The sequence below is a fragment of the Acidimicrobiales bacterium genome, from assembly GCA_035316325.1.
In the GTDB taxonomy this organism is placed as follows: domain Bacteria; phylum Actinomycetota; class Acidimicrobiia; order Acidimicrobiales; family VFJN01; genus DASXTK01.
This window is the reverse complement of record DATHJB010000036.1, coordinates 17512-32053: the sequence shown is the minus strand read 5'-3', so window position 1 is coordinate 32053 and position 14542 is coordinate 17512. Positions and strand designations below refer to the sequence as shown.

The following is a 14542-nucleotide window of genomic DNA, read 5'->3' as shown; positions in this document are numbered from 1 at the left end:
TTCTCGCAGTTTCCGTGCAACGACACTACTTTCTGCCGGATCGCGGCAGGTAGCCGTCATCGATGCGTCACGATGGTTCGGATTGATGGCATCCTGTGATGACCCCCACAGACGTTCGAGGAGTTGCGCGTGTCGTTTCGCGTCGGAGATCGGGTGGTCTACCCGCATCACGGTGCCGCCGTCATCGAGGCCACCGAGGTAAGACCCAACCCCGACGGTGAGAAGGTCGAGTTCTTCGTCCTTCGCATGACCCACGGTGAGTTGACGCTCAAGGTGCCGGTCTTGAAGGCGGAGGAGATCGGGATGCGCTACCCGATCAGCGTCGAGGACGTGGAGGACGTGTTCGAGGTCCTGGCCAAGAAGGACGTGCGCGAGCCCACCAACTGGTCGCGGCGCTTCAAGAACCACCAGGAGAAGCTCAAGTCGGGCGACGTGTACCAGGTGGCCGAGGTGGTCCGGAACCTGGCGCTGCGCGACGCCGACAAGGGCCTGTCGGCCGGCGAGAAGTCGATGTTCGTCAAGGCCCGCCAGGTGCTGGTGTCCGAGCTCGCGTTCTCCCTCGACATCTCCGAGGACGACGCCATGGAGCGCCTCGCCAAGACACTCGCCTAGGGAGAGCGGCGGGAGCGAGCCGGGCCGCGCGGGCAGTGGTGGGCGGCGCGTGGCCTAGAGTTCCGCACTCGTAGTAAGGCACGAGTCCAGCGGGCGCAGGAACAGATCCCCTTCGCGGCCCGCTGGCACGCGAGGACGGGACGATGAGCGACACACCCCAAGGGCCCGGCTGGTGGCAGGCATCAGACGACAAGTGGTACCCGCCACCGCGTCCGGCGATGCCGGGCGAAGAGCCGGCCGCCACCCAGGTCGTCGGGCCGCCACCGGCCCCCGCGCCCGGGGCGATGCCGGGGTCCGTCGCTCCCCCGTTCGGCGCCCCGCCCGGTGCCCCTCCTACCTCCGGTGGCTACCCCTCGGCGCCTCCGACCGCCCCGGTGCCCGGGCCGCCGCCCCTGTCGGGGCAGCCGTCGAACCCCTACGGCATGCCGCCCGGCACCCCGCCCCCCGGCGTCGGCGACAACAACCGCACGCCGCTGTTCGTGGTGCTCGGCATCCTCGGCGCGGCCGCGGTCGTGCTGCTGTTCTTCCTGCTCTCCAGCGGTGACGACGGCGGCGATCCGCAGAACCCCAGCGACCGCACCACCCTGCCGCCCAGCACCGACACCCCCGACACCGAGCCGACCGACACCACCGACCCCGGCGACGATCCGCCGCCCGCCAACGACGGGCCGGTCCAGGTGGTCGACCAGGGCTTCTCCAACTTCGAGGGCACATCTGGCGACTCCGCCGGGTCGTTCGGCTTCATCCTCGAGAACACCGGCGACGACATCCTGCAGAGCGTGGAGACGCAGGTGGTCATCTATGGCTCGGGCGACCGGGTGATCACCACGAAGGACTTCTCGATCGGCACGATCCGGCCCGGCGAGCAGATGGGCTTCGGTGACGAGATGTACGGCGAGGACGTCCAGGACGGCATCGACCACCTGGAGGTCCAGGTGCGCGACCACTCCGACGCCGCCGCCGACCCGGCGGACGTGCCCGACGGCGGCTTCGAGATCACCGGCACCGAGACCACGAACGACGAGTACAACATGACCACCAGCTTCCACCTCGTCTCGACCTACACGGTCGAAGAGGTGGGCTACCCGTCGACCTACGTGGTCTTCCGCGACGCCGGCGGCGACATCGTCGGCGGAGCATGGGGCTCGGCGGCGTTCGAGAGCGCCCCGGAGGCCGACGTCGAGGTGACCACCTACGACGTGATCCCCGACGTCGACACCACCGAGGTCTTCGTCGACCCCGGCTACGTCTACACCTCGCCCTGAGCCACTGAGCCTCCGCCGGGCCCGCTGAGGCCTGTGACCTCGGGCGCGACGCAGCGCGCACGCACCCGCGCGCCGGGTGGTCCCCGAGCATCTAAGCTCCGCCACTTGACGCGGTGGCAGCACCACGATCCGTTGCGCCCCGCGGACATCATTCGCGTTCTCAGGGATAGGTAGCCGTCGACCGTGCTGACCCAAGTGATCTTCCGCGCACGCGGCCAGGCGCGCGGGCGGCGAGAAAAGTGCCTCTTTCCGTGGTTTTTGGGTCACCCCGCGAGACAAGAATGGGCACCGTCCGCATGAGCACTCCTTCCCGTGATCGCGTCCTGGTGGCCGATCCCTGCGCACAACCGAATCCTTCCCTCGTGGTCGCCGCGCTCCGAGCCGGGGCCGTCGGCATCCTCGACGTCGCCACCGTGCGTGGCGACGGGGCGGCCGACGCCGTCGCGGAGCTGCTGGCCGACGTGACGCGTCGCAGCACTTCGCCGTTCGCGGTGCGGATCGCCGCGGCCGACGGCGGTGGCCCCCGCCACCTGCGCGGCTCGGGTGGCCGGGGCGACCAGGCCACCGACCTGCCCGAGCAGGTCGACACCATCGTCGTCGCCGGCCCCCACACGCCCGACGGCCTCCGGGCCGCGGTCGCCGCCTGGGCCGGCCGAAGGGTGCTGGTGGAGGTCGTGTCCGCCGAGGAGGCCGCCGCCGCGCTGGTCGCCGGGGCCGACGGCCTCGTGGCCAAGGGCTGCGAGTCCGGCGGGCGGGTGGGCGACGTGGAGTCGTTCGTGCTCGCCCAGCAGATCGCCCGTCTCGACGCCCCCTACTGGGTCCAGGGCGGCGTCGGCCTTCGCACGGCCGCAGGCGCCGTCGCCGGTGGCGCCTGCGGCGTGCTCCTCGACGGTCAGCTCGCGCTGCTGCGGGAGTCCGGCCTGGGCGACGACGCCCGCGCCGCCGTCGGTGCCATGGACGGCAGCGAGACCCGGGTGGTCGGCGGCCACCGGGTCTACGTGCGGCCCGACCTGCCGTCCGCCGGGCTCGACGATGCCGTCACGTCGTTCGGGAGCGTCGCCGAGCGCCTCGGCCCCGACCTGCACGACGACCTGCTGCCGCTCGGCCAGGACGCGGCCTGCGCCGCCGGGCTGGCCGACCGCTACGTCACCGTGGGCGGCGTCGTCCAGGCGCTGCGGGCCGCGATCGACTCCCAGCTGGCCGCCGCCGTCGAGCACCGGCCGCTCGCCCCCGGCGCCGGCGTGTCGACCACCCACGGCGCCACCCACCCCGTCGTCCAGGGCCCGATGACCCGGGTGAGCGACAAGGCCGAGCTGGCCGCGGCCGTCGCCGCCGGCGGGGGGCTGCCCTTCCTCGCCCTGGCTCTGCTCCCGGGCCCCGAGGTGCGGGCCCTGCTCACGCAGACCGCCGAACTGCTCGGCGACCGACCCTGGGGGGTCGGTGTCCTCGGCTTCGTACCACCCGAGGTGCGCGCCGAGCAGCTGGAGGTCATCCACGAGGTCCGGCCGCCGGTTGCGCTCATCGCCGGCGGCCGGCCCTCGCAAGCGCAGCCGCTCGAGGCGGCCGGCATCACCACCTACCTGCACGTCCCGTCGCCCGGGCTGCTCGACCGGTTCCTGCGCGACGGCGCCCGCCGCTTCGTGTTCGAGGGGCGCGAGTGCGGCGGCCACGTGGGGCCGCGGGCCAGCTTCCCGCTGTGGGAGGCGCAGGTGGAGCGGCTGCTGGCGCTCGACGACGCGGCGCTGGCGGAGGTCGACCTGCTGTTCGCCGGTGGCATCCACGACGCCCGCTCGGCGGCGATGGTGGCCGCGATCGCGGCGCCGCTGGTCGCCCGGGGCGCCCGCATCGGGGTGCTGATGGGCACGGCCTACCTGTTCACGGAGGAGGCGGTCGACAGCGGCGCCATCACCGGCACGTTCCAGGACGTCGCCCGCTCGTGCTCCACCACCGTCCTGCTGGAGACCTCGCCGGGCCACGCCACCCGCTGCGTCGAGACCGACTACGTGCGGGCCTTCGCGAGTCGGAAGGCCGAGCTGGCGGCGGCCGGCACCCCCGCCAAGGACATGTGGGCCGAGCTGGAGTCCCTGAACCTGGGGCGCCTGCGGATCGCCAGCAAGGGCGTCACCCGGGCCGGCGAGGCGCTGGTCCCCGTCGACGCCACCACCCAGCTGCACGACGGCATGTACATGATCGGCCAGGTGGCGTCGCTGCGGCGTGACCCCACCACCGTCGCCGCCCTGCACGACGAGGTCACCGCCGGCGCCACCGCGCACCTGGCGTCGCTGGTCGCCGAGGAGCGGCGGACGCGGAACCTGCGGGTGGCGGCACGGGACCGGGCCATCGAGGCCGACGACGCCGCCCAGCCGCTCGACGTCGCCATCGTCGGCATGGCCGGGATGTTCCCCGGCGCCGCCGACACCGAGCGGTACTGGGCCAACATCGTGACCGGCATCGACGCGGTCACCGAGGTGCCCCGCGACCGCTGGGACCCCGAGGTCTTCTACGACCCGGCGGCGACCGGCGCCTCGGCAGGGCACCGCACCCCGTCACGCTGGGGCGGGTTCCTGCCCTGGGTGCCGTTCGACGCCCTGGCCTACGGCATCCCGCCCCGGTCGCTGGCCGCGATCGAGTCGGTCCAGCTGCTGAGCCTCGAGGCCGCCAACCGGGCGCTGGCCGACGCCGGCTACGACCGGCGGGAGTTCGACCGCTCGCGGGCGTCGGTCATCTTCGGCTCCGAGGGCGGCAACGACCTGGGCGGCGCCTACGGGTTCCGGGCCGCGTTCCCCCACTTCGTCGGCTCGCTGCCGCCGTCGCTCGACGCCTTCCTGCCCGCGCCCACCGAGGACTCCTTCCCCGGGGTGCTCACCAACGTGATCGCCGGCCGCATCGCCAACCGGCTCGACCTCGGCGGCGTCAACTACACGGTCGATGCCGCCTGCGCCGCCTCACTGGCCGCGCTCGACGCGGCCTGCAAGGAGCTGGTCGGGGGCACCAGCGACCTCGTCCTCTGCGGGGCCGCCGACGTCCACAACGGCATCAACGACTACCTCATGTTCTCGTCGGTCCACGCCCTGTCGCCGTCGGGGCGCTGCCGCACGTTCGACTCGTCGGCCGACGGCATCGCGCTGGGCGAGGGCATCGCCTGCGTGGTCCTCAAGCGCCGGGCCGACGCCGAGCGCGACGGCGACCGCATCTACGCCGTGATCGAAGGCATCGGCGGATCGAGCGACGGCCGCCACCTGGGCCTCACCGCGCCCCGCAAGGACGGCCAGGTCCGGGCCCTCGACCGCGCCTACGCGGGCGCGGGCGTCGCGCCCTCGTCGGTGGGGCTCGTCGAGGCCCACGGCACCGGCACGGTGGTCGGCGACCGCACCGAGCTGGCCACGCTCACCGAGGTGTTCTCCGCCTCGGGGGCGTCGGTCGGCGGCGCCGTGCTGGGCTCCGTCAAGTCGCAGATCGGGCACACCAAGTGCGCCGCCGGGCTGGCGGGGCTGATCAAGGCGGCCCGGTCGGTTTACACGGGCGTGCTGCCGCCCACCCGCAACGTCGAGACGCCCAACGACTACTACGAGGCCGAGTCGAGCCCGTTCCGGTTCCTCGGTCGGGCGCTGCCCTGGCCGGCGGTCGAGCGGCGGGCGGCGGTCAGCGCCTTCGGCTTCGGCGGCACCAACTTCCATGCCGTGCTGCGGGCCCACGCCGACGACGAGCGGCCGCGCCACGGGCTGGCCGAGTGGCCCGCCGAGCTCTTCCTGCTGCGGGCCGAGTCGGCGGAGTCTCTGGCGGCGCGGGTGGCCGACCTGCAGGCCGTCGTCGCCCGGGTGGTCGAGGCCGACCCCGACGGTCTGGTGCACCGCCTGCGCGACCTGGCGTGGACGGTGTCGTCGTCGGGCACGGGGCCGGTGCGCTGCGCCGTCGTCGCGACCGACTTCGCCGACCTGGCTCGTCAGCTCGCATCGGCCACCGGGTCGACGGCGGAGCCGGGCAAGGTGGCGTTCCTCCATCCCGGCCAGGGAAGCCAGCGGGTCGGGATGCTGGCCGACCTGTTCGTGGCCTTCCCCCACCTCCAGTCGGTGCTGCGGAGCGGCAACGAGCGCTGGGCCGACGCCATGTTCCCCGGCGCCGCCTTCACCCAGGCCGAACGGGACGCCCAGGTGGCGGCGCTGACCGACACGCGGGTCGCCCAGCCGGCCCTCGGGATCGCCGCGCTGGCACTCACCCGGCTGCTGGCCGACCTGGGCGTCGAGGCCGACATGGCCGGCGGCCACAGCTACGGCGAGCTGGCGGCGCTGGCCACCGCCGGGGTGTTCGACGACGACACGCTGGTCGACCTCAGCGAGGCCCGGGGCGCCGCCATGGTGGCCGCAGCCGCCTCCCTGGGCGACGACCCGGGGGCGATGGCCGCGGTCGCGCTGGCCGCCGACGAGCTGGCGCCCCGCCTCGGGCCCGACGTCGTGATCGCCAACCACAACGGGCCGCGGCAGACGGTGGTGGCCGGGCCGACGGCGGCGGTCGAAGCGCTGGTCGCGGCGTTGGCCGACGAGAAGATCTCCGCCAAGCGACTGCCGGTGGCGGCGGCGTTCCACAGTCCCCTGGTCGCCCGGGCCGCCGACGTGTTCGCCGACTGCCTCACCGAGGTCGACCTGGGCGAACCGCACCTGCCGGTCTGGTCGAACGCCACGGCGACGGTCTACGAGGGCACCCCCGAGTCGATCCGCTCCGGGCTGGCGGCGCAGCTCGGGCAGCCGGTGCGGTTCGTCGAGCAGGTCGAGGCGATGTACGCCGCGGGCGCCCGCGTCTTCGTGGAGGTCGGGCCCGGCCGGGTGCTGACCCAGCTCGTGGGGCGCATCCTCGGCGACCGGCCGCACACCGCGGTGGCCTGCGACGCGGCGGGTGAGAACGGTGTGCAGCACCTGCTGCGGGCCCTGGCATCGCTGGCCGAGGCCGGCGTGGCCGTGGACGTCCGGCCGCTCTTCGAGGGACGGGCCCGGCGGGTGGACACGACGGCGCTCCCGGTGGCGGCGCCTGGTTGGCGGGTCAACGGCCACCTTGTCTGTACCAACGACGGCGAGCCGGTCAGCGGCGGCCTCCAGCCCGCCGACCGCATTCCGGAGGTAGTGATGAACCACGGCGGCCCGGCGCAGGCCCCCGAGGCGGGCGCCGCGACCACGACGGACCGGGCGCGTGACGCGGCCGTCCTCGAGTACCTGCGCAGCGTGCAGCAGATCGTCGGCGCCCAGCGCGAGGTCATGCTCCGCTACCTGGGCGAGCTGCCGCCCGAGCTGAACGCCCTCCTCCCGGCGCTTCCCGAGCTCCCGGTCCTGCCGGTCGAGTACCCGGCGTCGGTCCCGCACAGCAACGGCCACGGTTCCGGATCCGGGAACGGCTCCGGCAACGGTTCCCACGGCAACGGCCGCCACGAGGTCGTCACCGCCGCGGCGCCGGTGCTGGCCCCGCTGGCGACGCCCGAGTCCCTGCCGCTGGCGACGCCGGCGCCGGTACCGGTCGCCCCGAGCGGCGACGAGCTGCTGGCGGTGATCCTGGCCGTCGTCGCCGAGCGGACCGGCTACCCGCTCGACATGCTCGACCCGGACCTCGACCTCGAGGCCGACCTCAGCATCGACTCCATCAAGCGGATCGAGATCATCGGCGAGCTGGCCGAGCGGGTCGGCCTGGCCGGCGACGACGCCATGGGCCTCGACGAGTCGGTCGTCGAGCAGCTCGCCCAGCTCAAGTCCCTCCGAGCGATCGTCGCCTGGCTCGACGACAACGCCGCCACCTTCGCTCCCCCGCCCGCCACCGGCGCCGCCTACCTGGACCCCACCGTGCTCGCCCCCTGGCCGACGCCGCCGACGCCCGCCGGCATCGGCCCGTCCGGCACACCGGCCCCCGCCGCCCAGCCCGGCGCCACCGGCATCCCGGCCGACGCCACCCCCGCCACCGGCCTCCCGGCCACCGGCGCCGCCGGTCAGCCCGGCCACCCTGACGCCCCCGGCACCGCCGCCGTGCCTGCCGACCCCGCCGGGGTCGTCGTGGGGGCGGCGTCGTTGGTCCGGAGCAACCGGGCCGGCAACGGCAACCGGCCGGGGCCGACCCAGGCCGAGAGCCACGTGGCGGTGGCCACCCTGCCGCCCACCCGGCGGTTCGTCCTCGAGACCGCCATGCTGGCGCCGGCTCTGCCCGTCGCCCCCGCCGCCGGGAAGACGTTCATCCTGGTCAGCGACCCGTGGGAGGGCCTCGACGAGCTGCGCCGGCTGCTGGAGCGGTCGGGCGCCACGGTCGAGGTGGTCGCGACCCACCGCGGCGTCCCCTCCCGTCCCCTGCCCGACGCCGTGGCCGCCCGCCTGGCCCAGGTCGACGGCGTGGTCCACCTCGGCGCCGCCGACGCCGTCGCCCCCGTGGACGCCCGCGACGTGTTCGCCGCCCTCAAGCCCGCCATCACCGGCCGGGCCACCACCCTCGTCGCCGCCGTGGCCCGGGGGGTCCGCACCGCCCCCAACGTCGTCAGCGGCGTGCCGGGCCTGATGCGCTCTATCGCCCGCGAGCTGCCCGAGCACCACGTCCGGGCCGTCGAGCTGAGCGACCGCATGGAGCCCGCCGGCGTCGTCGCCCGGCTCCTCGCCGACGAGATCCTCGACCCGGCCGGCCCCGTCTCGGTCGCCTACAACCACGGCAAGCGCACCACCCGCCGGGTCGCCAAGGGCACCGACCTCGGCCCCGACGTGCCGGCCGCGCCGTTCGACAACGAGTCGGTGGTCGTCCTCACCGGCGGGGCACGCGGGATCACCGCCAAGGCCGCCCTGGCCATCGCCCGCGAGAGCCAGTGCCGCATCGAGCTGCTGGGCCGCTCGTCGCTGCCCGGTGACGAGGACCTGCGCACCGCCGCCGCCCTCGACCGCCCGGCGCTGCGTCGGGTGCTGCTGGAGGCCGGCGAGCTGCGCACCCCCGCCGAGATCGAGCCGGCGATCGACCGCATCACGGCCGACCGCGAGATCCGGGCCACGATGGCCCAGCTCCGGGCGGTCGGGAGCCCCACCACGTACCACTCGGTCGACGTGCGCGACAGCCAGGCGCTGGCCCGGGTGCTGGGCGAGATCCGTGAGTACCACGGTCGCATCGACGCGGTCGTCCACGGCGCCGGCGTGCTCGACGACCGGCTGGCCCGCGACAAGACCGACGCCGGCTTCGACCGGGTGTTCGCCACCAAGGTCGACGGCGCCCGCACGCTGCTCGACCACCTCGGCGACGACGTCCGGCTGGTGGTGTTCTTCGGCAGCGTCAGTGGCGTGTTCGGCAACCGGGGCCAGGTCGACTACAGCGCCGCCAACGACGCGCTCGACGAGCTGGCCCTCCGCTTCGACGGTGCCGAGGGCCGCCGGGTCGTCAGCATCGACTGGGGCCCGTGGTCGGGCACCGGGATGGTGTCGCCCGAGCTGGAGCGGGAGTACGCCCGCCGGGGTGTCGGGCTCGTCGACCCCGACGAGGGCGTCCGGGCGCTGCTCACCGAGATGGGCACGCTCCCCGGCGAGCCGGCGCAGGTCGTGGTGATGCGCGCCGAGCCGGCGACGATGGAGGGCCGCCCACCCAGCGCCCCGGGGTCGTGGACGCCCACCGACACCGAGCTGGACGAGCCACCCGAGCCCGGCGACGGCGGCGACGGCTTCGCCCTGCCCGGTGGCCTCACGCTGGAGGACCTCACCGAACGTGGGTGACCCGCGCGTCGATCGGATCGCCATCGTCGGCATGGGCTGCGTCTTCCCGGGCGCGCCCACGGCCGACGACCTGTGGCGCAACGTGTGCGAGGGCGTCGACGCCATCGGCGACGTGCCCGCGGACCGTTGGGACCCGGCCTTCTACGCGCCGCTCGCCGAGGGCGCCGCGCCCGACGGCAGCCCCGACCGCCTCTACTGCCGGCGGGGCGGCTTCGTCGACGACATCGCCCGGTTCGACCCGGCGGCCTTCGGGATCATGCCGATCGCCGTCGACGGCGGCGAGCCCGACCAGTTCATCGCCCTCGCCCAGGCCGCCGCGGCGCTGGCCGACAGCGGCGACGCCCACGAGGGCGTCCCGTCGGACCGGGTCGCGGTCGTGGTCGGCCGGGGCGGCTACCGCACCCCCGGCATCGCCCGGCTCGACCAGCGGGTGAGCGTGGCCCGCCAGCTGGTGGAGGCGCTGCGGTCCCTGCTGCCCGATCTGCCGGCCGAGCGGCTCGACCAGGTGCGCGAGGAGTTCGTCCAACAGCTCGGCCCCGACCGGCCCGAGGCGTCGATCGGCCTGGTGCCCAACCTCGTCGCCTCCCGCATCGCCAACCGGTTCGACTTCCAGGGGCCGGCGTTCACCGTCGACGCCGCCTGCGCGTCGACGCTGGTGGCGGTCGACCACGCCGTGCGGGAGCTGGCCACCGGGCGCTGCGACCTGGTGCTGGCGGGCGGTTCGCACCACTGCCACGACGTGACGCTGTGGAGCGTCTTCACGCAGCTCAAGGCCCTGTCGCCCACGCAGCAGATCCGCCCGTTCAGCCGTCAGGCCGACGGCATCCTCGTCGGCGAGGGCACCGGCTTCTTCGTGCTGAAGCGGCTGGCCGACGCCGAGCAGGCGGGCGACCGGGTGTACGCCGTGGTCGCCGGCTCCGCGGTCGCCTCCGACGGGCGTTCGGGGAGCCTGATGAGTCCGAGCGTCTCGGGCCAGGCGCTGGCGCTGCAGCGGGCGTGGACGGCGGCGCAGCTCGACCCGGCCACGGTCGGCCTGGTGGAGGCGCACGGCACGGCCACCCCGGCCGGCGACGAGGCCGAGCTGGAGACGCTGCGGCTGGTGTTCGGCAAGGCCGAGGCCGACGAGGCGCGGGCCGGGCTGGGATCGATCAAGTCGATGATCGGCCACGCCATGCCGGCTGCCGGGGCTGCGGGGCTGGCCAAGGCGGCGCTGGCGCTGCACCACCAGGTGCTGCCGCCGACGCTCCACGCCGACGACCCCCACCCGCTGGTCGAGTCCACCCGCTTCCGGCTGCTGCAGGAGGCCGAGCCGTGGTCGGCGCCGGCCGGGCCCCGCCGGGCGGGCGTCAACGCCTTCGGCTTCGGCGGCATCAACGCCCACCTGGTGCTGGAGGAGCATGCGTCGGGCGGACCGCGGCGTGCGGTCCCCCGTCGTCGCCCGCCGGCTTCGGAGCGCCCGGTCGACCATCCCATCGGCGCCATGCCGGAGGCCGAGCCTGCCGACGCACCGGCGTCCCGCGTCCGTGTGGGGCTGTCGCCGCTGCCGGCGGTGCTGCTGATGGCGGCGGGCAGCCCACAGGGGCTGGCCACCCGGTTGCGTGACCGGGTGACGGCGCTGGCAGCCGAGGACGCCGACCGCCCGTCGATCGCCGACGTGCCGGAGTCTCCCGGCCCCACCCGGCTGGCGATCGTCGACGTCACGCCCCGCCGGCTGGAGCTGGCGCAGAAGGTGGTGGCCCAGGGCAAGCCCTGGCGGGGGCGCAACGGCGTGTGGTTCGAGCCCTCCGGCCTGCTGAGCGCCGGCGGGCGGCTGGCGTTCCTGTTCCCGGGGGTCGAGCCGGCGTTCGACCCCAAGGTCGACGACGTGGCCCGCCACTTCGGGCTCTCGGCCCTCATGGCGCCCCTGCAGGCTGCCGGCGGCGACGGTGATGCCGACGGCGGCGACCTCTCCGACCTGGAGCGCCAGTCGCGGGGCATCATCGCCGTCGGCCGGCTGCTGCACCGGGCGCTGGGCGAGCTGAACGTGCGGCCCGACATGGTGGCCGGCCACAGCCTGGGCGAGTGGACGGGCGAGATCGCCACGGGCGTGATCGCCGAGGACCGGTTCGACGACTTCGTCGAGCGGCTGCGTCCCGGTGCCGTCGAGGTGGCCGACGTGACGTTCCTGGCCCTCGGGTGCGGTGTCGAGGCGGCGGAGGACCTGCTCGACGGCCTGGAGCACACGGCCGTGTCGCACGACAACTGCCCGCACCAGTCGGTGGTGTGCGGGCCGGCCGACGAGATCGCCCTCGTGGCCGACCGGTGCCGGGAGCTGCGGGTGCTCGCCCAGGAGCTGCCGTTCCGGTCGGGCTTCCACTCGCCGCTGTTCGCCGCCCACGTGCCGGCGATGCGGGAGGCGTTCGCCGAGCTAACGATCGAGGGCCCGAAGGTGCCGCTCTGGTCGGCCACCACCTGCGCTCCCTACCCGTCGGATCCCGACGAGGTGCGGGAGCTGGCGGCTCGCCACCTGGTGGAGCCGGTGCGGTTCCGGGAGCTGGTGGAGGCGTTGTACAAAGCTGGCGCCCGGGTGTTCGTGCAGGTCGGGGTGGGCAACCTCCCCGGTTTCGTCGACGACACCCTCGGCGACCTCGAGGTGGTCGCCGTCGCCGCCAACACCCCCAAGCGCTCGGGGATGGAGCAGCTCTGCCAGGTCGCCGGGGCGCTGTGGGTGCAGGGCGTCGACGTGGCCTGCGATCGCCTCACCAGCCCACCAGGTGAGGTCACAGGCTCGGGCCGGTCCGCCGAGGCACATCGCGTCCCCCCCGCGACGCCCGCGGCCCGGCCCGGGCGCTCGCCCGCCGAGCCGTCGACGCCCAGCCCCACCCCAACACCCAGCCCCACACCCAGCCCCACCGACCGCCTGCTCCCTCTCGGCACCCCCCTCATCCGCACCCTCACCCCCCTCACCAGTGGCACCGGGACCAGCCCGGACGCCCTGCCAACGACGACGACACCCCCCGCGGCTGAGACCCCGGGCAACGGAATCGGGGCTGCGGGGTTGGTGTACCGGAGGCGGGTGGGGCTCGACGTCGAGCCGGCGTGGGCCGACCATGCGTTCTTCCGGCAGCGGGAGGGGTGGCCGTACCCCGAGGACCGGTTCCCGCTGGTGCCGATGACGGGGATCATCGAGCTGCTGGCCGAGACGGCCCGGGAGCTCCATCCCGGGCTGGTGGTGGTCGCCATCGAGGAGATCGCCGCGTTCCGCTGGCTGGCGGTCGACCCGCCCGTCGACGTGACCGTCCGGGCGACCACCGTCGACAGCGGCCCCGACGGCCGCGTCCACGTCAAGGCGAGCGTCGACGGCCACGCCCGGGCCACCGTCGTCCTGGCACCGCGCTACCCGGATCCGCCGCAGGCTGCCCCCGTCCCCCTCCGCAACGAGCGGCCCAGCCACATCGAGGCGTCCCGCTTCTACAGCGACCGCCACATGTTCCACGGCCCCGCCTACCAGGGCGTCCGGGCGTTCCTGGCGCTGGGCGACGACGGCTCCCGGGCCATTCTCAAGAGCCTCGCCGCCCCCGGCGCCCTGCTCGACAACGCCGGTCAGCTCATGGGCCACTGGCTGTCGGCGCACGCCGAGGCCGACCGGCTCGTGCTGCCCACCTCGATCGCCCGGGTCGAGCTCTTCGGCCCCCAGCCGCCGCCCGACACGCTCGTCGACTGCACGGTCACCATCACCCACCTCGACGACAAGGTGCTGCGGGGCGACCACGTCCTGGTCGTCGACGACCGGGTGTGGTGCCGCATCTCCGGCTGGGAGGACCGGCGCTTCGCCACCGACCCGCTGGTGTTCGAGACGCTGAAGTGGCCCGAGCGCGCCGGCATGTCGGTGGAGCACTCCGGCTACACCCTGATCCACGAGCGCTGGCCCGATTCGGCCACCCGCTCGCTGGTGATGCGGCGCTACCTGAGCCGCGACGAGCAGGCCGACTACGAGCGGCTCAACCCCCTGGCGCAGCGGCAGTTCCTGCTGGGCCGGATCGCCGTCAAGGACGCGGTGCGGCGCTGGCTGTGGTCCCGCGAGCACGGGCCCCTGTTCCCCGCCGAGGTGGCGGTCGCCAACGACCCGTCGGGCCGTCCCCTGGTGCGCGGCCCCTTCGACGACGACCTGCGAGTGTCGCTCTCGCACGTCGAGGGCGTGGGCGTGGCGCTGGTGGGCGACGGCGTCGACGTGGGCGTCGACGTCGAGCGGATCGAAGCCCGCCGGCCCAGCTTCGAGGCGCTGGTGCTCACCGGCGCCGAGCGGACGATCCCGGCTCCCGACGGCTACGACCGCGACGCCTGGCTGACCGTGCTGTGGGCGGCCAAGGAGGCCGCCGCCAAGGCCACCGGACACGGGCTCGGCGGCCGACCCAAGGACTTCGAGGTCCTCGAGCGCCGGGGCAGCCGCCTGCGCATCCGCAACCGCTGGATCGCCTTCGAACGGCTCCCCCCGAGCACCACTCCCGAGCCTCTCCCCCGGAAGGAGCACATCGTTGCCTGGACCGTCACCGATCGCTGAGGCGTGGACCCACGGAACCAATGGGACCCCCGGCCATGCCGGCTACGGCGACTACGACACCTACGAGGACACGACCGACCCGGCGCCATCCGACCACGTCACGGACGTGCTCGAGGTCGTGCAGGACATGCTGGTCGACGTCATCGGGCCCGAGTACCTGATCGACCTCTCCATCGGACTCGACACGTCGTTCGACGAGGACCTCGAGCTCGAGAGCCTCGAGTTCGTGGCCCTGGCCGAGCGGCTGCTGCAGCACTACGGCGGCCAGGTCGACTTCGTGGCCTGGCTGGCGACGATGGAGCTCGACGAGATCATCTCCCTCGGCGTCGGCGACCTGGTGGCGTTCATCGTGACGTCGACCAGCGACACCGACGACACCAGCTCGGCCGCCTGACCGGCCGTCGGCAGCGAGCAGC

The 14542-nt window shown here is 74.4% G+C and carries 5 protein-coding genes; all 5 read left to right on the top strand.

The features are described 5' to 3' along the window. Positions 1-129 precede the first annotated feature (129 nt). On the top strand, positions 130-612 hold the full coding sequence (locus VK611_05175; protein HMG40696.1) for a CarD family transcriptional regulator: 483 nt from the start codon (positions 130-132) through the stop codon (positions 610-612). A gap of 143 nt (positions 613-755) precedes the next feature. After that, on the top strand, positions 756-1877 hold the full coding sequence (locus VK611_05170; GenBank protein ID HMG40695.1) for a hypothetical protein: 1122 nt from the start codon (positions 756-758) through the stop codon (positions 1875-1877). 362 nt (positions 1878-2239) lie between these two features. Then, positions 2240-9586 carry an SDR family NAD(P)-dependent oxidoreductase gene (locus VK611_05165; GenBank protein ID HMG40694.1) on the top strand — a complete coding sequence of 2449 codons (7347 nt, stop codon included), beginning with the start codon at positions 2240-2242 and terminating at the stop codon, positions 9584-9586. Then, positions 9579-14126, top strand: a complete 4548-nt coding sequence (locus VK611_05160) for a beta-ketoacyl synthase N-terminal-like domain-containing protein (protein HMG40693.1) — start codon at positions 9579-9581, stop codon at positions 14124-14126. Before VK611_05165 ends, VK611_05160 begins: the two co-directional genes overlap by 8 nt. Beyond that, positions 14101-14520 (top strand): hypothetical protein, encoded by a 420-nt coding sequence (locus tag VK611_05155; protein HMG40692.1) that lies wholly within the window; start codon positions 14101-14103, stop codon positions 14518-14520. Before VK611_05160 ends, VK611_05155 begins: the two co-directional genes overlap by 26 nt. Positions 14521-14542: the final 22 nt, after the last annotated feature.

Coding starts and splice junctions, on each gene's coding strand:
- VK611_05170 (HMG40695.1), top strand. CDS start 756: ATGAGCGACACACCCCAAGGGCCCGGCTGGTGGCAGGCATCAGACGAC.